19 protein-coding genes are annotated in these 22,393 nt (G+C 65.6%); 8 read left to right on the plus strand and 11 right to left on the minus strand.

The genetic code is table 11. The features are described 5' to 3' along the window. Positions 1-100 precede the first annotated feature (100 nt). The 4 genes from ACQPYR_RS29135 to folP form a co-directional block, all read right to left on the minus strand. Positions 101-682, minus strand: a complete 582-nt coding sequence (locus ACQPYR_RS29135) for a TetR/AcrR family transcriptional regulator (protein ID WP_433622128.1) — start codon at positions 680-682, stop codon at positions 101-103. A gap of 122 nt (positions 683-804) precedes the next feature. Continuing rightward, positions 805-1,188, minus strand: coding sequence for a RidA family protein (locus ACQPYR_RS29140; RefSeq protein WP_433622129.1), 384 nt, complete (start codon positions 1,186-1,188; stop codon positions 805-807). After that, entirely contained in the window at positions 1,188-1,913 is a 726-nt protein-coding gene (locus ACQPYR_RS29145; protein WP_433635271.1) for a hypothetical protein, read from the minus strand. Before ACQPYR_RS29145 ends, ACQPYR_RS29140 begins: the two co-directional genes overlap by 1 nt. Before the next feature lie 146 nt (positions 1,914-2,059). After that, the gene (gene folP, locus ACQPYR_RS29150) at positions 2,060-2,974 is read right to left on the minus strand and encodes a dihydropteroate synthase (RefSeq protein ID WP_433622130.1); all 915 of its coding nucleotides are present in this window, start codon (positions 2,972-2,974) and stop codon (positions 2,060-2,062) included. A gap of 376 nt (positions 2,975-3,350) precedes the next feature. Here folP and dxs point away from each other — a divergent pair, with 376 nt between their 5' ends. Continuing rightward, on the plus strand, positions 3,351-5,294 hold the full coding sequence (dxs, locus tag ACQPYR_RS29155) for a 1-deoxy-D-xylulose-5-phosphate synthase (protein ID WP_433622131.1): 1,944 nt from the start codon (positions 3,351-3,353) through the stop codon (positions 5,292-5,294). A 105-nt stretch (positions 5,295-5,399) separates the two neighbouring features. Here dxs and ACQPYR_RS29160 read toward each other — a convergent pair whose 3' ends face one another. Beyond that, positions 5,400-6,197 carry an IclR family transcriptional regulator gene (locus ACQPYR_RS29160; RefSeq protein ID WP_433622132.1) on the minus strand — a complete coding sequence of 266 codons (798 nt, stop codon included), beginning with the start codon at positions 6,195-6,197 and terminating at the stop codon, positions 5,400-5,402. Positions 6,198-6,631: 434 nt separating this feature from the next. Here ACQPYR_RS29160 and pabB point away from each other — a divergent pair, with 434 nt between their 5' ends. Then, complete coding sequence (pabB, locus tag ACQPYR_RS29165) at positions 6,632-7,792, plus strand: aminodeoxychorismate synthase component I (RefSeq protein ID WP_433622133.1); 1,161 nt, start codon at positions 6,632-6,634, stop codon at positions 7,790-7,792. Here pabB and ACQPYR_RS29170 read toward each other — a convergent pair. The 6 genes from ACQPYR_RS29170 to ACQPYR_RS29195 are packed head-to-tail and all read right to left on the minus strand — an operon-like array spanning position 7,779 to position 13,481. After that, a complete protein-coding gene (locus ACQPYR_RS29170) occupies positions 7,779-8,693 on the minus strand; it encodes an HpcH/HpaI aldolase/citrate lyase family protein (RefSeq protein WP_433622134.1) in 915 nt (304 codons plus the stop codon). The genes pabB and ACQPYR_RS29170 overlap by 14 nt on opposite strands. Positions 8,694-8,750: 57 nt before the next feature. After that, the gene (locus ACQPYR_RS29175) at positions 8,751-10,133 is read right to left on the minus strand and encodes an MmgE/PrpD family protein (RefSeq protein ID WP_433622135.1); all 1,383 of its coding nucleotides are present in this window, start codon (positions 10,131-10,133) and stop codon (positions 8,751-8,753) included. Then, the gene (locus ACQPYR_RS29180) at positions 10,130-11,320 is read right to left on the minus strand and encodes a CaiB/BaiF CoA transferase family protein (RefSeq protein ID WP_433622136.1); all 1,191 of its coding nucleotides are present in this window, start codon (positions 11,318-11,320) and stop codon (positions 10,130-10,132) included. The genes ACQPYR_RS29175 and ACQPYR_RS29180 overlap by 4 nt, the downstream gene beginning before the upstream one ends. After that, complete coding sequence (locus tag ACQPYR_RS29185) at positions 11,304-11,825, minus strand: MaoC family dehydratase (protein ID WP_433622137.1); 522 nt, start codon at positions 11,823-11,825, stop codon at positions 11,304-11,306. The genes ACQPYR_RS29180 and ACQPYR_RS29185 overlap by 17 nt, the downstream gene beginning before the upstream one ends. A gap of 19 nt (positions 11,826-11,844) precedes the next feature. Then, on the minus strand, positions 11,845-13,002 hold the full coding sequence (locus ACQPYR_RS29190) for an acyl-CoA dehydrogenase family protein (RefSeq protein WP_433622138.1): 1,158 nt from the start codon (positions 13,000-13,002) through the stop codon (positions 11,845-11,847). After that, a complete protein-coding gene (locus ACQPYR_RS29195) occupies positions 12,999-13,481 on the minus strand; it encodes a MaoC family dehydratase (RefSeq protein ID WP_433622139.1) in 483 nt (160 codons plus the stop codon). The genes ACQPYR_RS29190 and ACQPYR_RS29195 overlap by 4 nt, the downstream gene beginning before the upstream one ends. Before the next feature lie 269 nt (positions 13,482-13,750). Between ACQPYR_RS29195 and ACQPYR_RS29200 the strand changes: the two genes are divergently transcribed. The 6 genes from ACQPYR_RS29200 to ACQPYR_RS29225 all read left to right on the plus strand — a co-directional run bounded on the left by ACQPYR_RS29200 (position 13,751) and on the right by ACQPYR_RS29225 (position 22,292). Then, positions 13,751-14,530, plus strand: a complete 780-nt coding sequence (locus tag ACQPYR_RS29200) for a FadR/GntR family transcriptional regulator (protein ID WP_433622140.1) — start codon at positions 13,751-13,753, stop codon at positions 14,528-14,530. Positions 14,531-14,839: 309 nt separating this feature from the next. Continuing rightward, positions 14,840-16,114 carry a crotonyl-CoA carboxylase/reductase gene (ccrA, locus tag ACQPYR_RS29205; RefSeq protein ID WP_433622141.1) on the plus strand — a complete coding sequence of 425 codons (1,275 nt, stop codon included), beginning with the start codon at positions 14,840-14,842 and terminating at the stop codon, positions 16,112-16,114. A gap of 275 nt (positions 16,115-16,389) precedes the next feature. Continuing rightward, complete coding sequence (locus ACQPYR_RS29210; protein ID WP_433622142.1) at positions 16,390-17,655, plus strand: acyl-CoA dehydrogenase family protein; 1,266 nt, start codon at positions 16,390-16,392, stop codon at positions 17,653-17,655. A gap of 52 nt (positions 17,656-17,707) precedes the next feature. After that, positions 17,708-18,931: an acyl-CoA dehydrogenase family protein gene (locus ACQPYR_RS29215; RefSeq protein ID WP_433622143.1), complete on the plus strand. Its 1,224-nt coding sequence runs from the start codon at positions 17,708-17,710 to the stop codon at positions 18,929-18,931. A 38-nt stretch (positions 18,932-18,969) separates the two neighbouring features. After that, complete coding sequence (locus ACQPYR_RS29220) at positions 18,970-21,180, plus strand: acetate--CoA ligase family protein (protein ID WP_433622144.1); 2,211 nt, start codon at positions 18,970-18,972, stop codon at positions 21,178-21,180. Next, positions 21,177-22,292, plus strand: coding sequence for an acyl-CoA dehydrogenase family protein (locus tag ACQPYR_RS29225; RefSeq protein ID WP_433622145.1), 1,116 nt, complete (start codon positions 21,177-21,179; stop codon positions 22,290-22,292). Before ACQPYR_RS29220 ends, ACQPYR_RS29225 begins: the two co-directional genes overlap by 4 nt. Positions 22,293-22,393 lie beyond the last annotated feature (101 nt).

The raw sequence follows: 22,393 nt of genomic DNA on the forward strand, positions 1-22,393 counted from the left end.
TTTTCATGCCCCGTTGGCACTGTGGTTCGGAGTTGGATGTTTGTTGATCGCTGTCGGAGCCCGATCATGCCAGCACGGTCGACGACATCGAGGCCCGCTCTTACCCTCGTTCGGGCGAGCGCAGAATTCCGTGTTGCAGCAGCGCGAGAAAGGCCGATCGGGTCTCCTTCGGCTCACCCGGACGCAGCTCGGTCCATACGGTGACGGTGTTCAAGGTATAGACGATGTACAGGGCCAGTAGTTCCACATCGATCTCACCCGCCAGGTACCCGTCGGCGACGGCCGCCGTCACGAGCCCCACCCAGAACAACCTGAAGTCGCCAAGTTCTTGTTGGAAGCGCTGGCGCAGTTCAGGAGGCAACTGAGGGAGGATCGCGATCGCCGCTGGCGCCAGCGACCCGGACTCGAGTATCGACCCGAGGTGCGCATCGGCGGCAGCCAGCAGCCGGTCCTTAGAGGTCGCCTCGGCGGAGCAGGTTTCCACCGCCTTTTGAGCGGCATTGAGACTGTCGAGCACGCCTCGCCTCGTCACCTCCTCTACGAGGGCAGCACGGTCCGCGAAATGATAGTAGAGGCTCCCGGTCTGCAGATTGGCCATCGCGGCTATCGCGGACAATTTGGTGCCTGTTAATCCTCGCTCGGCGATAATGCTTGCGGCGCAGTGCAGAATGCGCTCGCGCACAGCGAGCAGCCGAGCCGACGGCTCGGTCGTAGCCACATCCGAGGAACCCATGCTCAATAGCATAGGGAGACCGCGAATAATCTCGCCGCCGAGGAAGCCGGTGCCTGCGGCCGTCGATGTAGTTACTCGAGGATCGCGACAAATGTCGCGCTCATGATTGCCCCTCCGTCGCCACCCGCAACGTGGCTGTGCCGGGCCGGCATGGCGTCGACGTCCGGGAACGCCCTCGCCCACTCCCGCTCGATTGCATCGCGCGCTTCGGGATTCGGCAGCCAAAAATCCATCTTCACGACGTCGTCGAACGATCCTTTCTCGGCCAGCAGCATGGCCTGTACGTGGCCGAAGATGTTCGTCGCCTGTTCTTCGAGGTCTTCCGGGAGCTCACGGGTTCCCGGCACAAGCCCCGCGATCACACTCGAGAAGACGAAGGGGCCGATGCGGCTGGCCACTGGAATGCCAGTCTGATGCCATAATCCGGGAATCCGTACCGAACGCCGCTGCGGCATCAGTGCTCACCTTCCTGCCTGCGCTTCTTCCATTCCTCGAACTCTGCTCGACGGTGCTGGGCAATCGGGAACACCTCGTTGGTGGGTTCGCCCCGGCGCACACGGGAGATCGCCCATTCGTCGGCGAGTTCGATGTCGAGGGCCTCGGCCGAGATCTCCTCCGCAAGGGCGAAGGGCACGACAACCACTCCATCGGCATCACCTACGACGATGTCGCCGGGCTGAACGAACACGCCGGCGCAGCTGATGGCTTCATCGATCGACCAGGGAAGGTGTTCCTTCTGCAGCGTCGCGCCGTGCGACGAGCGGTGGAACATCGCACCACCTAGTGAGCGCACCGCACCGGTGTCGCGGACACCGCCATCGGTGACCACCCCGCTCCCGCCGAGCTGGAACACTCGCAGCGCGAAGATATCGCCGATGGTGCCAGCGGACTCGACGCCCCGTGCGTCGATGACCAGAACGTCACCGGGCCGGATAGCCTCCACCGCCCGCCGCTGTGCGCTGTCGGCCGGATCGAGCGTCTTGGCAATGTCCGAGCGGAAGGGCAGATACCGCAAGGTCCTGGCGACACCGACCATGCGCACGTCGGGATCTATCGGACGAAGACCCGCCATGAACGTGTTCGAGATCCCTCGTCGCTGCAGTAACTGAGTCAGCGTCGCCGTACCCACCTGCTCAAGCCGCTTCCGCAAGTGCACGGGCAATTCGGGTGTCACAATCATCCTTTCCAGGGGCGCAATCAGCTTCGTCGGGGAAGTCCCAAGTGTTTGCGCATCATCAGTTATCGAAGCTAACAACGGGAAAGAGGCGCGGACAGGCGCCGTTCCCGATGCTGGAACCCCAACTCGCCGGCTGAGCCACCAGCGCCTTACCCGCGGAGGTCCGTGGCTGCGGCCCACTCTTCGCAACCTCCCAGACGGGAGTTGGTTCGACGGCAGCCGCTGACCGCGCTGACCACCCCGAGCGCGTCGACCGTCGCCCGCACATCGTGTACGCGGACCCCCCACACCCCTGCCGCGGACGCGAGAACCGATGTCGCGAGCGTCGCGGCGTCCCGCTCCGCAGGCGGCCGGCCGGGTTCTCCCATCGCCGTCGCCAGAAACCGCTTGCGGGACGCGCCGACCAGAATCGGCAGGCCGAGAGCCACGAACTCGTCGAGGGCGGCGAGCAGGGCGAGATCATGCGGTGCCTGCTTCGCGAAGCCCAGTCCGGGATCGAGGACGATCCGTTGGAGATCGACGCCTGCCGCAACCGCGGCATGCGCCCTGCGCAACAATGCCTCGCGCACCTCGGTGACGACATCGTCGTACTCGGCCCGCTCATCCATCCGCCTGCTGTGACCTCGCCAATGCATGAGGACCCACGGGACCTCGGCCTCCGCCACAACCCGTGCCATGTCCGGATCTGCCAGGCCACCGCTGACGTCGTTGACCAGGCAGGCGCCGTGTTCGATGGCCGCCGCCGCGACCCGGGCCCGTGTGGTGTCGATCGACACTCCGACACAGGCAGCGGTCAGGGCCTTGACGACGGGGAGTATCCGGCCCAGTTCCTCGTCGACTCCGATTCTGCCTGCGCCCGGCCTAGTGGACTCGCCGCCGACGTCGACATAGTCCGCGCCGGCCCGCGCCATCGCGCAGCCGTGCTGAACCGCCGCATCGACCGCGTCGTACCGGCCCCCGTCGGAGAAAGAATCCGGCGTAACGTTCAGCACCCCGAGCACCGCGCAGCGATCGGGCCGCCGCAGCGCGGCGGCGGTACCCACGCCGGGGACCGGCTCTGGCACTACGTGGATCGTGGTCATCGCTGTCCCGGCTGTCACTGGAAAAGATGGCGCGGTCTAATCGGCATGCACGAAAACGCTACGGTCGACAGCCGGCGACAACAAGGTTTCGTTCTGAGATTTGGAAACTGGCCCGCCCGAAGCATTCTCAGTGACGAGCAGCCGACGCGTTCGCGTCGGACCCAGGAGGGACATACCGATGTCATGGCGCTGCGGTCGAGCCCATGTCGTTGTTGACACGGTCTTGGACCGTGGCTAGCGTGATCGAACCGAAGTTCAATTCGACGGCCTTCCCCATGAATCTCATTGAATGAGAACGACTCTCATTCGAGGCAGCGTGCAGCGCCGAAGGCGGGATCAGCCGGAAGGAGCAAAAGCCGTGAGAGTGCTCTCTCGGGTCAATACACCTGAGGACCTGCGCCGACTGTCGGTACCGGAGTTGTCCGAGTTGGCCGAGGAGATTCGCGAGTTCTTGGTGCGCAATGTCGCGGTGACTGGTGGGCATCTGGGACCGAATCTCGGTGTCGTGGAGTTGACTATCGCGCTGCACCGCGTTTTCGACTCACCCGCCGACCCGATCATCTTCGATACCGGGCATCAGGCGTATGTGCACAAGATCCTGACCGGACGCAGAGATGGCTTCGGTACCTTGCGTAAGCAAGGGGGGATGTCAGGTTACCCTTGCCGTGCCGAAAGCGCGCACGACTGGGTGGAGTCCTCGCACGCCTCGGCGGCGCTGTCCTACGCCGACGGCCTGGCCAAGGCGTTCGCGCTTCGGCGGCAGCAGCGGCATGTGGTCGCGGTAGTCGGTGACGGTGCGCTCACCGGCGGTATGTGCTGGGAGGCGTTGAACAATGTTGCCGGCGGCCAGGACCGTGCCGTCGTGATCGTGGTGAACGATAACGGCCGCTCGTACGCGCCGACCATCGGCGGTCTGGCCGATCATCTCACCGCGCTGCGCATGCAGCCCGCCTACGAGCACGCCCTCGGCGCTACCAAGCGGATTGTGCAGTCCATTCCCCGGGTCGGGGATTCGGCGTACTCGATGCTGCACGCTGTCAAGGTCGGCATCAAGGATGCCGTTGCGCCGCAGAGACTTTTTTCCGATCTCGGGCTGAAGTACGTGGGCCCGGTGGACGGGCACGACGCCGCCGCGCTGGAGTCGGCGCTGCGGCGCGCCAAAGACTTCGGCGGTCCGGTCATCGTGCACGCGGTCACCCAGAAGGGGCGCGGCTACAAGCCCGCGGAAAATCACGAAGCCGATCAAATGCACACCATAGGCCGGATCGACCTGGCCAGTGGCAAGCCGCTGGACGGCCCGTCCGGCCCGAGCTGGACGTCGGTTTTTTCCATGGAACTCATCGCGCAGGCCGAGCAGCGCGACGACATCGTCGCCATCACCGCTGCCATGCCGGGACCGACCGGCCTGGCTGCCTTCGAAAAGCGCTTCCCGGACCGGACATTCGACGTCGGAATCGCCGAACAGCATGCGGTGACGTCCGCGGCAGGCATGGCACTCGGCGGACTGCATCCGGTCGTGGCGATTTACTCCACGTTCCTCAACCGCGCCTTCGACCAGCTGCTGATGGATGTCGCACTATTGGAGCTTCCGGTCACCCTGGTGGTCGACCGCGCCGGAATCACCGGCGAGGACGGCGCCTCGCATAACGGTATGTGGGATCTGTCGGTGCTGGGCATCGTGCCCGGCTTGCGGGTAGCCGCACCGCGCGACGCCGCGACGCTGCGTGAGGAATTGACCGAGGCGCTGCGAATCGACGACGGGCCTACCGCCATCCGATTCGCCAAAGGCACCGCCATCGAAGAGATTCCGGCGGTGGAGCGCTTCGAGGGTGTGGACGTGCTGCTGCTGCCCGACACAAGAGACGCGGCGATCCATTCGGTTCACGCCGACGTCCTGCTCATATCCGTCGGCGCTTTCGCCGAACTCGCTCTCGATGCGGCGAATCTGCTTCGAGCCGAGGGCGTTTCGAGCACCGTGATCGACCCCCGCTGGGTCCTCCCGGTCTCCGATACCATCGTCGAACTCGCTCGAAATTATCGCCTTGTAGTGACTGTGGAAGACAACGGCCTGCACGGCGGCATCGGCAGTACCGTCTCCGCCCGCCTGCGCGATTCCGGCGTCGACGTCCCTACCCGCGACCTCGGCGTCCCGCAACGGTTTTTGGACCACGCGCCCCGCGGGAAGATTCACCAGGAACTGGGCCTGACCCCGGACGCGATCGCCCAGCGTGTCCACGGGTGGCTTGGTGCGAGCGAGCGGGAAATCACCTGTATGGCTTCGGGAACAGTGACATCGACCTGACTGACCCGGGCCGAGCCGAGGGTCTGGGTCTTCGCCGTGGCCAAACGGACCGATCTTCCACGTCGACAGCATGAACGGCCCTTGGGATTCAATGTCGGCTGGGATTCAATGCCGGCCATTTCGGTCGCGTGCGACCGGCCGTACCATCCGGGCGGCGTCGAGAACATGCCGTCCCAACCGTTTGACAGTCTCCGGATCAGTGAACGGGAAAGTCAGGGAAATCGAGCCGAGTATCTTTCGGGTATTCACCTCGAAGATAGGCGCGGCCACGCAGCAGGTACCGCTTTGGAACTCGCACAGATCAACCGCATACCCGCACTGGATCGCGCGATTCAAGGAATCGGCCAGTCCGCTGCCGATGAGCGTATTCCGCGTGCGGCGAGGGAGGTCCGGGGCCGACACCAGCGGCTCACCCATCGCTGGATCGAATGCGAGGATGGCCTTTCCTGAGGCCGTGCAGTGGGCGGGCCGGCGGGATCCGATCCTTGCCCCTGGGTGACCCGGACTCCGAACGCGGTCGATGTAGAGCACCTCGTCGCCGGACAGGATGGCGAGCTGCACCGTCTGGCGGGTTCGCAGGAACAGCTCGGACATCGCCACACCGGCACAATCTCGTAAACCGCCGACCTGGCATTCGGGAATCAGATTACCCAGGTGGAACGTGTGCGGCGAGAGTCGATAGCGGTCTCCGCGCCGAACGGCGTAGCCGTGCGTCACCAGTGTCTTCAAGAACCGGTGCGCGGTCGACTTGGGAATCGCCATTGTCGCCGCCACGTCGGTGACGCCGAGTGTGGCCCGCGTCCCGTCGAAGAGACGAAGAACGTCCAGCGCCTTCCCCGCTGAGCTCTGCGCCTCCGCGGCATATACCGAGCGCGGCGGAGTTTCGAGAGTTGCTTGATTCATCTGCAATGAGCTGTTCGCCGCTGACACCGCTTTGTGCCTCCTTCGAGCGGATCCACATTCCGTTCGCCTCGCTCTTCACCCGCGGGGGCCGGAATTCGCGCGGTACTTCGCCCACGCAAGCCAACCGAATCGAATTTCGATTCGATGCTGAAGGTATGACGTGACTGAGCTCACGTCAAGGGGTAAACCCCTGGTACGGGCGCATTCGTGGGCAAGTTCCAACATCGGGAACACGGGGTTGTCGCCGGGCGGCGGCCGGGCTAGCTTCACCGTGCCGATGGAGATCTTTTTGTTGGCAGCTCACTCTCGGCGAGGCGAGATGGCCCTCGACGGCTCACCCGCGGTTGGGATCATCGCCCGCATTCCTCATGCACCCAGGAGTACGAAATGACCGCTCCGCCCATCGGTCACGGCTGGCTCGCCCAGACATGGCCATGACGCCTCTTCTGGCGTGGGGACGCTTCGATGATCTCCGCGCTGGCATCGCATGGGAATTCCCCGAGGTCACCTCCGAGCTGTGGGCCGATCGGCCTGCCGATGTCCCCGCGGTGCTCGCCGAACTCGACCGGGCGACAGCACAGGGCTGGTGGGCTTTCGGATTCGTCTCGTACGAGGCCGCCGCCGGGCTTGACCCGAGTTTGGTCGTGCACAAGCCGGTTCCGGGGCTTCCGCTGGTCTGGTTCGGCGTCTGTGCGCCGCCCACTATCGTTCCCGTGGTCCAACGGTCCGCCCCGAACTCTTATCGAATAAGCGACTGGTCGCCGGAGTGGGGTCCCGAACTCCATCGCCAGCGCGTAGCTGCCATACAGCAGCAGATCGCAGCGGGACATACCTATCAGTGCAACCTGACCACCCGGATCACCGCGGAGGCGGCGGGAGACCTGTACGCCTGCTATGCCGATCTCGCACTCGGACAAGGCGGTGCCTACAACGCCTACATCGACATGGAACGATTCGCGATCGTCAGCGCAAGTCCCGAGTTGTTCTTCGAGGTCGAAGATGAACTGGTGTCCATGCGCCCGATGAAGGGCACGGCCCGGCGCGGACGTACCGCCGCGGAGGATGCCCGGATCGTCGCCCAGCTGCGGGCCAGCGCGAAAGAGCGCGCCGAGAATGTCATGATCGTCGATCTGATCCGCAACGACCTCGGCCGGATCGCGCGAACAGGCAGCGTGGCAGTCGCATCATTGTGCCGGGCCGAAACCTACGAGACCGTTCATCAGCTCACTTCGGAGATCACCGCCCGCCTTCGCCCCGGAATCGGACTGACCGACATCTTCCGGGCACTGTTTCCCTGCGGTTCTGTGACCGGCGCGCCTAAACCACGCACTATGCGACTCATCCAGGAACTCGAGAGCGGTCCCCGCGGGGTCTACTGCGGCGCTGTGGGCATGGTGGCACCGCTCGGCAACGCGTTCCGCGCCAGGTTCAATGTCGCCATCCGCACCGTTCTGGTCGACCGGGTGACCGGTGTCGCGACCTATGGCACCGGCGGCGGCATAACTTGGGACTCCGAACCTGCGGCCGAATACGCGGAGCTCCAGACCAAGGCTGAGATTCTGGAAAGGTGCCGGCCGACGGCTACATGCCGATGAGGTCGGCGATCGCGATGGTGTTTCGGAGGATCCGCACCGACGCCGCGTCGACCATGTCGCCGTTCACCGCGACCGCGCCCAGGCCCTTGGCCTCGGCCTCCGCATAGGCCTTCGCGAGGGCTCGTGCCCGGTCGACCTCCTCCTGGTCCGGCGAGAAGACTTCATTGGCCAGGGCGATCTGGCTGGGATGGATACCCCATTTGCCATCGAAACCGAGTGTGTGCGCACGGACGGCCTCGCGTCGGTAGCCATCCGGGTCCCCGAACGCGGCGAACGGCCCGTCGATCGCCGCGATCCCAGCCGCACGTGCCGCTACCACGATTTTGCTGCGCGCGTAGTTCCAGATGTCGCCCGGGTAAAGATCTTCGTCCGCACCGCCGCCGGCGACAGCGGTCCTGGCTCCCTGCGACGCCGAGAAGTCACCGAGCCCGAAGACGATCGCGTCGAGCCGCGGCGTACAGCGAGCGATCTCCTCCACGTGGATCAGTGCCTCCACCTCTTCGATGAGCGCCATGAGGCCGATCCGACGGCTGGAGCGATGCTTGGCCTCGATCCCGGTGAGTAGGGTGTCGACGAACCACACCTCCCGCGGAGTTCGGACCTTCGGGACTACGATGACGTCCAGCGCGTCGCGCGCGCCCTCGACGACCTCAATGACGTCCTCGTAGCCGCACTCGCCCGTGACATCGTTGATCCGGATCGCGCGCGTTTTGCGACCCCAATCCAAGGTGGTCAATGCGGTCACGATCTTGCTGCGGGCCGCCGCCTTCTCGCTCGGCGCCACGCCGTCCTCGAGATCGAGCATCACGAGATCGGCGTCGCTCGCGGCTGCCTTGGTCATCATCTTCTCGCTACTGCCGGGGGTCGACAGCCCACTGCGGCTCAAACGGGCGGGGCGCACAGCCCGCTCCTCTCGCTCGGTTCGGATAGGACATCCGTGAAACGGACGATGTTGAAGTCAGTTTTCGTCGCTGGGCGCGCGCAGTGACGCGACCCAATCCGCAGCGTTCGGCAAGTCGGCCATGCCGCGCACGTCGCCCAGGATCCGCGCGCGATCCGCTGCGTCGAAGACGACACTCGCGAGATCGTGGAACTTCGCCTCGACCACGCTCCACGGCAGGGCCTGGCCCGGCTCTCCGATCGGCTGGTCCCTGCGCACGGTAAATAATGGACCCGAGGACGGCAGATAGGTCAGTACGGCGCCGGCGGTCGGCACATTTTCGTCCGCCGCCACGCGCAGGCGCCTGGCGACGGCGCGGACGTCGGCATCGGCGAGGCGGTCGTAGCTCGACCACTCCACGGTGCCGTCGAGCAGCGCCACCGCCGTCTGGAAGTAGACGCTGAACTGCCCATCGACGACGCTGATGGGCGCGGTCTTGTTGGCGTCGGTGCCACCGACGATCTGGTAGGCGCGCGGCGAGATCCGCAGACTCAGCGCTCCGGCCGCGTCGGGAAACCCGCCGAGCCTGCGGCGCAGCTCCAATGCGGCGTCGACGGCACCGTGGGCCAGCCGACAGGACGGGTACGGTTTGATCGCGGTGTCGGTCGACATCCAGCGGCCACCGAGATCACCGTCCAGCAGTTCGGCGACAGGCGCGCCACTGTAGCCGGTCAACAATCCGAAACGGCCCTCGAAGGGCTGCGCGGCGGCTATCACACCGGCCTCGGTGAACGACAGGCACAGCAGGGCGTTGTGCGCGGCGAGCCCGGGGTGCAGGCGCTTGTTCCATGCACCGCTGGCCAGGTATTGCAGCGAGCCAGCGGCCATCGATCCGCCGAGTCCCCACGCGGTCGCCACCTGGTCCTGGGTGAAGCCGAGGAGCCGGGCGCCGGCTGCGATCGCCCCGAACAGTCCAGCCACGCCTGTGAGGTGGAATCCGCGGTCGTACGCAGTCTGGCCCAACGCCGCCCCCACCCGGCAACATACCTCGTAGCCGGCGGCAAGGGCGGTCAGCAGGTCTGCGCCGGTGGCGCCGACCCTCTCTGTCATGGCGAGCGCCGCCGGAATCACCGGGGCGCCAGGGTGTAGTAAGCCGTGAATATTGGTGTCATCGAAGTCCAGGCTGTGCGCGAACGCGCCGTTGAGCAGCGCGGCATACTGGAACTGGTAACCGCGCCGCTCCCCGACCACCGTGCCCGCGCCGTCGGAGGACGCCAACCGGCCCACCCCGCTCCGTATCGCATCACGCGATTCCGATCGCACTCCGGCGAAGGCGGTAACACCGACGAAATCGAGCAGGCACTGTTGTAGCCGCTCGGCCGTCTCTTCCGGCAGGTCGTCCGCAGTGAGCCTGCTGACGAAGCCAGCGAGCCGGTTGGTCGCCGCGCCGTCCACGGTCACCCCGCGATCCCGCCTTCACGTAGTCGCGCAACGGCATCGGGATCGAGGCCGACCTCGCCGAGCACCGCTGCGGTGTGCTCGCCGAGCAGCGGTGGCCCGAGCTTGTTGACGGCATCGATTCCGGAGAACTGCGGCGGATAATCGAGCACTTTGACCTTTCCGACCGCGCTGTCGATGTCGAGTACCATGCCGCGATGCTTCATACGGGGATGCTCGAGCCCTTCGTCGAACTCATTGAGCGCACCGGACGGGATACCGACCTCGTGGAAGCGTTGCAGCCAGTACGCCTGTGGCTTCGCCGCGATCGCGGCGCGCACGATGCTGTCGAGGGCCGCGCGGTTGGCCAGCCGGAGCCCATTCGTCTGGAAGTCCGGGTGGTCGACGAGTTCGGGGTGATCGATGCCATCACAGAACCGCTTCCAGCTTTCGCGGCTCCCGGCACCGGCCGCGACAATGACGCCCTTGCCGTCCTCAGCCGTGTAGGGACCGTAGGGAGTCATCGTGTGATGGTTGAGCCCGACGCGGCCGGGCCGCTGGCCCTGGTACCACCACATGTAGGGGAAGTAGGCAGTCCACGTCATCACTGCATCGAACAGCGCCAAGTCGACGTCCTGCCCCTCCCCGGTCCGTTCACGGTGGAACAGCGCCTGAAGGATCGCCACCGTCGCGTACATCGCACCGGACAGGTCCGCCACCGAGAGACTGATCTTGGCGGGTTGCTCTGGCGACCCGTTCGTGGTGATCAACCCGGTCTCGCCCTGGATAATCAGGTCCAAGGCGCTGCGGTCGGCGTATGGACCGTCCTGCCCGAACCCCGAAACGCGACAGAAAATCACATCCGGACGGGCCTCACGAATCCGCTGCGGTGTAATGCCCCATCGCTCGAGCGTGCCCGGGACGAAGTTCTCCACGACCACATCGGCCTTGGCGACCAACCGCATCAGCACATCCTGCCCCTCCGGACGGGACAGATCCAGCGCGACGCTCTCCTTGCCCGGATTGACCCACACGTGACCGCTGCACATCCCGTTGACGTGAGTGTCCCAGTGCCGGATGATGTCGCCGACCCCCGGGCGCTCGACCTTGATCACGCGAGCGCCCATCTGGGCGAGTAAGCGGGTGCAGAACGGCCCCGCCACGCCCTGCGAGAGATCGACTACGGTCATGCCCTCAAGCGTTGCGCTCATCGGCGAGTTCCTTCCCGTGTCCATCGGCGACGGCCCAGTGCGATCGCCTCTTGACCAGTAATGTCCGTTTTCCCTGTACCACGACCGCACCGTCGCTATTGCGCCCCGTGAAGCGGTAGGCCACGATGCCCGCATCCGGTCGCTCCTCGCTGTCGCGCACTTCGAGGACCTCGCTGGAGGCGTAGAGCGTGTCGTCGCGGTAGACCGGCGTGGAAAGCTTGATCTCGTCCATCCCCAGATCCATGAAGGCGTTTTCGCTCATGTCCTCCGAGGTAAGCCCGACCACGAGGGCGAGGGTCACCGCGCCCATCACCAGGCGCTCGGCGAAGATCCCACCCATCATTTGCTGCCGGTAGTCCAGGTTGAAGTGCACCTGGGCGGTGTTGAGGGTCAGGTGGGTGATCCAGAGATTGTCCGCGTTGTCGATCGTGCGCGCCCGAGGATGGTCGTAGATGGCGCCGACGCGGAAGTCTTCGAAATAGTTGTCGCTGCTCGTTATAGGCATGTGTGCTCCCCGCGTTCGCTCAACGCTCGCCGAGGATCCGCCTGGCGATGACCTCGCGCTGGATGTCGCTGGTTCCCTCACCAATGGGCAGCACGGCCGAGTCGCGCCAGTAGCGGTTCACGTTGGCCTCGCGGGCGTATCCGTTGCCGCCGTGCACATATAGCGCCTCCCAGGCCGCCTTATGTGCAACCTCCGTAGCGAACAGCTTCGCCATTCCGGCTTCGAGATCGGCGCGCTGCCCTTGATCGAATTTGGCCGCCGCGGTGTAGCCGAGCGCCCGCGCGGCCTCGATCTGGGTGGCAATCTCGGCGAGCTTGAAGCGCACCGCCTGGTAGTTGGCGATCGGCTGGCCGAACTGGACGCGCTGCTTGCTGTATTCCACAGCCGTCTCGAAGGCGGCGCGGGCGAGCCCGATGGCGCGGAAGGCGAAGGTGATCCGCGCGGTCTCGTAGCCGCCCATCAATTGCCGGAAGCCCTTGCCCTCCTCCTCACCGACCAGGTTCCGCGCCGGGACGACGAGGTCGTCGAAATGCAATGAGTAGGAGTACATGCCGTGGTAGCCCGACGTCGGAATGTGGGTGCCCGTGAGGTGTGGCGGCGCGAAGCCACCCGCCGGCTTCTCGACCATCAACAGGCTGATCCCCCTGTGCTTCGCGGCCGTGGAGGTGCGGGTGTAGGTGAACAGCACGTTCGCCCGATTGGCGAAGGTGCACCACTGCTTGGCACCGTTGACGATGTAGTTGTCACCATCGCGCCGGGCGCTGGTCTTGATGTTTGCGGCGTCCGAGCCGGCCTCAGGCTCCGTACCCGCCGAGGCGGTCTGAATCTTCCCGGTGGCCATGCCCGGGAGGAAGCGCTCCTTCTGCTGCTCGGTTCCGAACTTGTTGAGGATGTGCCCACAGAGCGAATTGCGATGGATCACGCTGCCGACCGAGAGGCTGGCCCGCGCAAGCTCTTCAGTCACGACGCACAGCGCGACCGTGTCCATGCCCAAGCCGCCGTACTCGGGCGGGAGGCTGAGGCCGAACAGGCCCATGTCGCCCATCTTCGCGAGTACGTCCTCGGGAATCTGCTGATCTTCGAGGTCGAGAGTCGCGGCGATCGGATCGATCTCACGCTCGGCGAACTCACGGGTCGCCTGCTGGAGGGCAAGGTGGTCATCGGTCAGGAAGGTCATCGTGTCGCCTCCAGGGCTCGCATACGGGAAAGATTGGTGCGCCGAAACTCGAGGACGGCCTCGCCGCGCTGGTCGAGGCCGGTTGTGCGCCATTCGACAATTCCCCAGCCCGGCCGGGATGCCGATGGGCGGCGGCTGAGGGTCACCGATCGGGAAGTGACGGTGTCACCGTCGTAGACCGGTTTCAGGAACCGGAGGTCATCCACACCGAGAAACGGGCCGCCGGCCTCGGAGAGGTCCTCCACAGAGAGGCCGATCACCGTTGTGTAGACCAGAACTGGGTTGATGACGATTCCCTCGTAGCCGAGTCGGCGCGCGTACTCGACGTTGAAGTAGATCGGGTTGTAGTTCATGGTGATGCTGCTGTAGCTCATGCTCTCCGAGGCCGTCATCGTGCGACCCCAGTGGTGCTCGAAAGTTCGGCCGATTTCGAAGTCCTCGTAGAGCAGTCCTCGTTCCTTACGAATCACGGTGGTCATCGGTAAATCCCCGTTGCTCGTCGCACCACAGCCTCAACTTCCTCGTGGATTTCACCTGGCGGAGAACCCCTGCCCTCGACAGGATCTAATGTCCGACATTTGATTGGTGATGGGGAAAGCTAATAAGCGATGCAGCTCAGATCAAGGCAGCGTTCCACGGATCAGAACACTCATCGGTTCCCAGCCGGTGACGTCCAGCGCCGAGTGCGGGCTGCGGCGACCAAAACTAATTTCCTGTTCAAAGTCGGACAGTTACACTGCTGGCCATCGTGAACAAAGAACCAGTGCGCCAGCAGCCGATCATCCGCCCTGTGCGGCGGGCCTACGAGCAGGTGGCCGACCAGATGCGGCAGTGGATCCTTACCGGCGTAATCACGGTAGGGGAACGACTTCCGCCCGAGAGCGTACTGGCCGAACGCTTCAAGACGAGTCGCGGCACCATCCGCGAGGCGCTGCGCCTACTGGCTTCGGAGAACCTAATTCTCACACGGCCTGGCACCGGCGGCGGGAGCATCATCAGCCGGCCCGACCCGAATCGGATCACCGACTCACTGATGATGTCGTTGACATTACTGGTCAGCGTGAGCGAACTATCGCCGGGCGAACTCGTGCAGGCTCGTGAGCTCATGGAGATTCCCGCGGCGTCGCTGGCCGCCGCGAATCGCGACGAAGACCACCTGACGAGGCTGGCAACGTTGCTTCCGGACCGCCCCGACGAGATGGATCCGGACGATCTGTTCGAGGTCGACCGCGCATTCCATGAGACATTGCTGCATGCGAGCGCAAACCGCCTGCTGCCGCTCATCGCGTCGCCCATCTACGAGGTCAACGCCCGTCTGGTCAAGCGGAACCGCGTGCCAACGGAATTGTGGCAGGTCGTTGTCGACCAGCACCGCGAGATCTTCCGTGCCGTGCGGGCCGGCGACTCCGCGGCGGCCGCGTTGGCAATGTCACGCCACCTCCAAGATCTGCCCCCCATTTACAACCTCGTCGACGACGTCGCACCTTCCGCCGCGGCCTCCGACAGCCCCCGGGGAACTCGCAGATAACCGACGCGAACCTCCGCGCCAGACCGCACCCACCGCGGGCGGCATTCCGAAAACCTCGACACTCCCGCAGGTTCTGTGTTTCCATAATTATGGAATCGGATTCTACAATCATGGAACGCTGGCCGCATGCGGGGCCGCGCGTTCCTTCTACTTCGCCAGCACGCGAGGGAATCAGGTCCGGCAAGCTGCAGCCCCGGACGTCCCGCCGCATACCGCGGTGAAGGCGCAACCAATCGGCACAGTCCACGCCTCAGGTGCGCCAATTCATTCCGACCACCGGAAATCACAGAACCGTAGAACGGAGTTGCAATGTTCGATGAGCGACGTCGCCGCGTAACTAGCCCCGGCGCCGAGATCAGCCCCCTCGGCGCGCTGCCCCCGCTCGGGGTGGTGCCCCCGCGGATGCACGCGCAGGTCGTCCGGCCCGATCGCTTCGGTGACCCGGCAACGGCCTTCCGGCCCGAGATCGTCGACACGCCGCCGATCGGGCCCGACGAGGTGCTGATCGCCGTCATGGCCGCTGGGATCAATTACAACAACGTGTGGGCGGCGCGCGGATACCCGGTCGACCAGATAGCGGTGCGCCAGAAGCGGGGCGAAACCGAGGACTTCCATGTCGGAGGCTCAGACGCGTCGGGCATCGTCTACGCGATCGGTGATGACGTCACCGGACTCGAGATCGGCGCGCACGTCGTTGTGCATCCGGGCGTGTGGGACGCCGACGACCACTGGGTGCGTCGGGGTAAGGACCCCATGATCGCCCCCAGCGCGAAGATCTGGGGATACGACACCAACTACGGCGCGTTCGGCCAGTTCGCGCGGGTCCAAGCACATCAGGTGATGCCCAAGGCCGAGCACCTGTCCTGGGACGAGGCGGCCGCGCCGACCCTCGTCGGGACGACGGCCTACCGGATGCTGCACGGCTGGGCAGGCAATACCGTCCGGGACGGTGACCTTGTCCTGGTATGGGGCGGATCGGGCGGGCTCGGCTCCCAAGCGTCACAGCTGGTGAAAGCCGCGGGCGGCCGGCCCGTCGCCGTAGTCTCGGACGACGAGCGAGGCGCCTACGCCATGAAGCACGGCGCCATCGGCTACATCGACCGGCGCAAGTACGGCCACTGGGGAGTCCCACCACTGGTGGACGACAGGGCCGGCCAGAAGGAGTGGGCGGCGGGCGCACGCGCCTTCGGCAAAAAGTTGTGGGACATTGTCGGTCACCGTGAAGATCCCGCGATCGTCTTCGAGCACCCGGGGGCCGCCACCATTCCGACCAGCATCTTCCTGTGCGAGCCAGGGGGGATGGTTGTAATCTGCGCCGGGACAACGGGTTTCGACGCCATGGTGGACCTTCGCTACCACTGGACCAGGCAGAAGCGGCTCCAAGGATCGCACGGCACCAACGATGAGCAGGCCTACGCGTACAACGACTTGGTGCGCGACGGCGCGATAGACCCCTGCCTCGGCCGCACTGTCGCCTTCGACGAGCTGCCCGCCGCGCACTCGGCAATGGGCCGCGGCGAGGACGTCTTCGGCAACGTCTCCGTCCTGGTCGGGGCCCCCTCCCCCGGACTGGGCCGCGCCTGACCGGCCTCGGAAGCGGTCGGCCCGAAGGGTTTTCAGAGTCAGGCCCGGGCATCCCGCCAGACCTTCTCATCAAAGCCTGGCGGGGCCGCGTCGCGCCCGCGGACGCCCGGCCACTCGCTGGTAGCCGACAGACGCGGTGGGGATTCCCCGCCCGTCACCGAGCCTTGACTCCGCGCCCAAGCGAGTGCTAATTTGCCATCCTAGAATAGGATTCTAGGATTTCATTCGGTCGCGCCGGGCGCGATGACGAGCGGGTACGGAAAGAGGTAGCTGGAATGTCGCAGCCGGAAGCGTGGTCCGATGACTACCAGGCAGCGCGCGAGGAGGCGCTGAGCTGGCTCACCGCCAACTGGGATCCCGGACTCACGGTGCGCGCGTGGTGGGCAAAGCTGGCCGAGTCGGGCTGGGGCTTCCCCACGTGGCCGACGGAGTGGTTCGGGCGAGGTCTGTCGGCTGATGCCGCCGCTGGTGTCCGATCGGCGTTTCCGGTTGTCGGCGCGCTGCCCCCGCCCGCTGGCCTCGGGCAGCTTCTCGGCGCCCCGATGCTCATGGTCCAGGCCAGCGAGGAGCAGAAAGCGAAATACCTGCCGGCGCTCGCCCGAGGCGAGGAGTCGTGGTGCCAGTTCTTCTCCGAGCCAGGCTCGGGCTCGGATCTCGCCAGTGCGCAGACCCGGGCGGTCCGCGATGACGACGGCTGGCGCGTGCACGGACAGAAGGTGTGGACATCCCGGGCGCAATGGTGCGACCGAGGCATGTTGCTGGCGCGAACCGACCGAGACCTGCCGAAACACCAGGGCCTGACCTTCTTCATCATCGACGTCGACCAGCCGGGCATCGAGATCCGCCCGTTGCGCCAGATGAACGGCGACAGTCGCTTCAACGAGGTGTTCTTCGACGGTGCCCGTGTCGATGACGATCGAATAGTCGGCCAGATCGGCGATGGCTGGTCCGTGGCGTTGACGGTCTTGATGTACGAGCGATTCGTCACCTCGATGCCCACGGCCCGGGCGGGCACTCGGGGTGGGCAACTGGACGAACTCGCTGGCGCAGCTGCCGCCGGCGCAGCTGCTCCGGGCGGGGGCCACGGGCAAAGCGGAGTGAGTAAGTTCATCATCGACGTCGCCAAGGAACTCGGGCAGACCAGCGACCCTGTGACGCGGCAACGCCTCGCGAGCCTGTGGGCAACGGAGACGACGAGCACCTATCTCATCCGCGACGGCCAGAGCGCCCGCGACCAGCAGCGGCCATCCGCACGGGGTTCCCTGGCAAAACTCGGCGGTTCCCGGCTGGCTCGCGCGAGTCGCGACACCGGTCTCGCCGTGCTCGGCGCCGCGGGCATGCTGGACTCTCCAGACACCCCCGGCGGCGGCGCTATCCAGTACCAGGCCCTTTCGAGCCCGGGTCTCACAATTGCGGGCGGCACCGACGAAATTCAACGCAACATCGTCAGCGAGCGCCTTCTCGAATTGCCGAAGGAAGCACGTCCGGACCGAGACATGCCCTTCAAAAACCTCATCGTCGGTAGCCGCCCGACCGAGTGACCGGGCCCCGCCCGCCGCACATATCCGCGCGAGAATGCCCAGGAGAGAATCAATGGACCTCGAGCTCGGTTCCGACACCGCGGAATTCCGCGCCGCGCTACGGAACTGGATCGCCGCGCAGGCGCCCGACGCGCTCGCCGGCCTGACCGACTGGAACGCCTACGTCACCCCCGGTGGCTACGGGCGTCGCGAATTGGCGGCGGCCGCCGAACATCCGGCCTACCTCGAATGGGAATCCGAGCTGCGGGCACAGCGCCTGATCTGCCCGAACTGGCCGGAAGAATTCGGGGGCCGAGGCATGGACGCCCGCCGTATCGCCGTACTCGACGAGGAGTTCCACCGAGCCGGGGTACCACGCGTGTGGCGCGGCATGGGCGAAAGTCTGGTAGGTCCCGCGATCATGGCGCACGGCACAGCCGAGCAGAAGGCGCTTTTTCTCCCCCGGATCGTCTCCGGCGAAGACGTCTACCTCCAGGGCTACTCCGAACCCGACCATGGTTCGGACTTGGCCGGCATCGAGACACGGGGGGTGGTGGACGGCGACGAGATCGTCATCACCGGCCACAAGGTGTGGACGCCGGAGTCGGGCGAGGCCAACCGGATGTTCGTCCTGTGCCGGACAGATCCGGACGCTGAGAAATGCGAGGGACTGTCCTTCGTCCTGATCGACCTCGCCGATCCGGGAGTTCGGTACTGCGCCGTCGAGCAGATGACGGGTGTCACTGAGTACCGCGATTACATCCTCGACGGAGTCCGTGCTCCCCTCTCCAACGTCATCGGCGGGCTGAACAATGGTTGGCGGGTAGTTGCGACGCCGCGTGGGCACGAACGTGACACGCCCGCGACCGCCGCGCATCTGGGCTTCGAGCGTGAATTCTGGGAGCTGGTCGAAGCGTCGCGAAAGGAAGGAAATATCGCGGACCCGCTGGTCCGCCAGCAGCTCGCCTGGGCCTACACCAGGGTCCAGCTGATCCGCTTCACCGAACTGCGCATGCTGAACCAGGAGCTCGAGGGCGATGCGCTCAGTCGGGAGGCACTGGTCGCCAGGCTGTTCGCCAGCGAGTACCACAAGCGCCTCGGGGAGATCGCGATCGGAGTAGAGGGCGTGCACGCGATGCTCCGCCCAGATGGAGACGGATACCCCATCTCCCCGTGGCAAAACACGTTCCTCGCCAGCCGCGCCGACACGATTAACGCCGGTACCAGCGAGATCCAGCGCACCATCATCGGTGAGCAGGCGCTCGGCCTGCCCAGGGAGCCCGGGCCGGCGCGCTAGTCCACACGATCGGGCACAGACAAGGAGTATCTGAGCAGATGAACCTGGCAAAACTCGTTGACGGCGGCCGAGCCACCACCCGCGATCTGATCCCCACCGCGCGGCTCCGAGAGTTCTTCGATTCGCGCAGCATCGCGATGGTGGGCGCGTCGGACAACTCCGGCTGGGCCCGGTTCATTGTCGCCAGCTGCGCGACGGCCGGCTTTCGCGGCCCCCTCGTGCCAGTGCACCCTCGGGCCGAGACAGCCTTCGGCCTTCCCGCAGTCCCGAGCTTGCGCGACCTGCCGGAGCCGGTCGACGTCGCCTACCTCCTGACCCCGGCCCACGTCAACGAAAGCGTCCTCGACGATATGGCCGCGGCCGGTATCCGGAACGCGATCGTGCTCGCGGCCGGATATCGCGAAGCGGGCGCGGAAGGCAAAGCACTCGAGGAAGCGATGGTCGCACACGCCGCGGCCAACGACATCATCGTGCTCGGTCCGAACTGCCTGGGATTCGTCAACGCGCACACCCGCTGCGCACCATTGGCACTCAATATGCCCCCCGTCACGGCGGGGCCGGTAGGCGTCGCTCTCCAAAGCGGAGGGCTGGCCGACTATGTGATGACATTCGCCAACGCCCACGGCATCGGACTGAGCACCGTCGCATCGATGGGCAACGAGGCGATGATCACCACGGCAGACGTGATCAACTATCTGGTCGACGACGAAGCCACCAAGGTGATCTGTCTCTTTCTGGAGGAGATCGGCGAGCCCGCCGGCTTCGCACTGGCAGCGCTGCGCGCGCACGAAGCCGGCAAACCGATCATCGCGCTCAAGGTAGGATCGAGCCCCGCCGGCCAGTTGGCGGCCTTCGTACACACGGGCGCAGTTGCCGGCGACGACAAGGTAATCGACGCCGCGTTTCGGCAATTGAACGTCATCCGCGTCACCAGCCTGGAAGAGCTGCTGAGCACGGCCGCGGCCCTCGGCTACAACCGCTGGCCGCAAGGACGGCGGATGGGCGTCTTGACCCCGTCAGGTGGTGCCTGCGACATCATCGCCGACATCGCCAGCGCCAACGGCATCGAGATACCCGACTTCGCACCGGCGACGGTGGAAGGGATGAGGGCGCTCGTGCCAGCCGAGCAGGAACCGCGCAATCCGCTCGACGTGGGTTCTTACCACTACGCCAACCTGAACTCCACGTCGGGCAACCTTCGCGCCGTGGACCGTGCTCTCGACATCATCACACGGGACCCCGGGATGGATTTCGTCCTGTTCGGAGGTGTCTATGCGCCGGCGCGGCGCCCGGCGGACACAGCCTTGGGAGCTGCGGCCGAAGAACGCATGGACTGGCTGGCGAAACAGATCGCAGCCGCACCGATCCCGGTAATTTCGATCGGCTCCACGTGCCTGGACGTTTCCGGCTACGGCAGCGAGCTACTGACGAACCGCAACATCAATATCCTTCCCGGCATCAACGAAGGCATCCGCGCGATCGGCAACGCATTGCGCTGGCTGGAGAACCGGGAACGCGTCCAGCCGATCGGCCAGCCGACGGAAACCTCCCGTCACGTGTCGATTTCCGGACCGTGGTCAGAGGCACAGGGACGGGACCTGTTGGCGTCTTCGGGTGTCTCCGTCGTGCCCGGCGATCTGGCCACTTCGGCGGACGATGCTGTCGACATCGCACGGCGAGTCGGTTTCCCCGTGGTGCTGAAAATCTGCTCGGCGCAGATCAACCACAAGTCGGACGTCGGTGGCGTCGCCCTCGGCTTGAATTCCGAGGCCGAGGTCCGCTCCGCCTACGAGCGGGTCCGCGCCGCGGGCGCCAGGGTGCCCGGCGCCACGGTCGAGGGCGTCCTCGTGACATCCATGCGGACCGGCGGTATCGAGCTCTTGGCGGGAGTTACGGTCGACCCGACGTTCGGCCCCGTTCTCGCGGTGGGCCTGGGCGGGATATGGGTCGAGGTCCTGCGGGACAGCAGCCTACGGGTGCTCCCGGTGGACACCGCCGAGGTGAAGCGAATGCTCACCGAACTGCGCGGCCTGCCACTGCTGCAAGGGGCACGTGGCACCGTTCCCGCAGACCTGGACGCGCTTGCCGAGGCGATCACCAGGATTGCTCGAACCGCTCAGTCCCTTGGCGCCGCGCTGCGCGCCATGGAAGTCAATCCCCTATGGGTCAACGGCGATCAGGTCGAAGCGCTCGACATCCTCGTCGTCACGGAGCCCGAAGCCACATCGGAGACGGAGAAGACAGCATGACAATCGATCTGGCCGAGGAGCACAAGGAACTGCGTGACTCGGTGCGCCGGTTTCTCACCGACCGCGCGCCCATGTCGACGGTCCGCGAACTTATGGAGACCGGCCATGGGATGGACCTCGCGGTGTGGAAACAAGCGGGTATGCAACTCGGCCTGCAAGGAATCGCCATCCCCGAGGAATACGGTGGCGCCGGATTCACCTTCGTCGAGCAAGCCATCGTGCTCGAGGAACTCGGCGCAGCCCTGTATGGCGGACCGTATTTGGCCAGCGCCGTGCTCGCCGCCAACGCACTGCTCGCTAGCCGGGACGAACAGGCGTGCCACGAACTGCTACCGGGAATCGCCTCCGGCGAGACCATCGCGACGCTGGCGTTCACCGAGGATTCCGGGAGCTGGGACACCGAATCCATCCGTATGTCCGCCGTGCGCAGCGGCGACGCTTGGGTGCTCGACGGGCATAAGAGCTTCGTCCTCAGCGGCCACATCGCCGACCTGGTCCTCGCCGTCGCGACCACCGAGGCGGGACCGACGCTGTTCGCCGTCGACAGTGACGCCGACGGGCTGTCCCCAGCGCTACTGCCCACGCTGGATCAGACCCGCAAGCTCGCTCGTCTGGAGTTCGACTCCGTCGCGGCACATCCCATCGGCGCGCCTGGTGACGCCGCGCGCATCCTCGACCGGACACTCGACGTGGCCGCGATCGCCCTCGCCGCCGAGCAGCTCGGTGGCGCACAACGCGTCCTCGACACGGCCGTGGAGTATGCCAAGATCCGGTACCAGTTCGGTCGGCCGATCGGCAGCTACCAGGCGATCAAACACCGTTGCGCAGACCTGCTCGTCGAAGTGGAAACGCTCCGCTCGGGCGTCACGCACGCGACGTCGGCGGTCTCGTCGAATTCCGACGAGATCCCGGTAGTGGCACCGCTGGTGAAGGCATACGGTTCGGAAACCTTCTTCCACGTGGCCGCCGAAAACATCCAGATCCACGGCGGCATCGGCTTCACCTGGGAACACGACGCGCACCTGTATTTCAAGAGGGCGAAGTCGAGCGAACTCTTCCTCGGCGACGGCACCTACCACCGTGAACGACTGGCGCAACGGATCGGGCTGTGAGCAATCCTCGCACCGCTCGGAGACCCCGGCCGCCCACTCCCCGCTGGTCACGGTCCGGGTTCTCCTGCGGTTGACGTCCACAATTTATGGCCCGCCACCAG

This window comes from Nocardia sp. CA-120079 (assembly GCF_050955745.1).
GTDB lineage: Bacteria > Actinomycetota > Actinomycetes > Mycobacteriales > Mycobacteriaceae > Nocardia.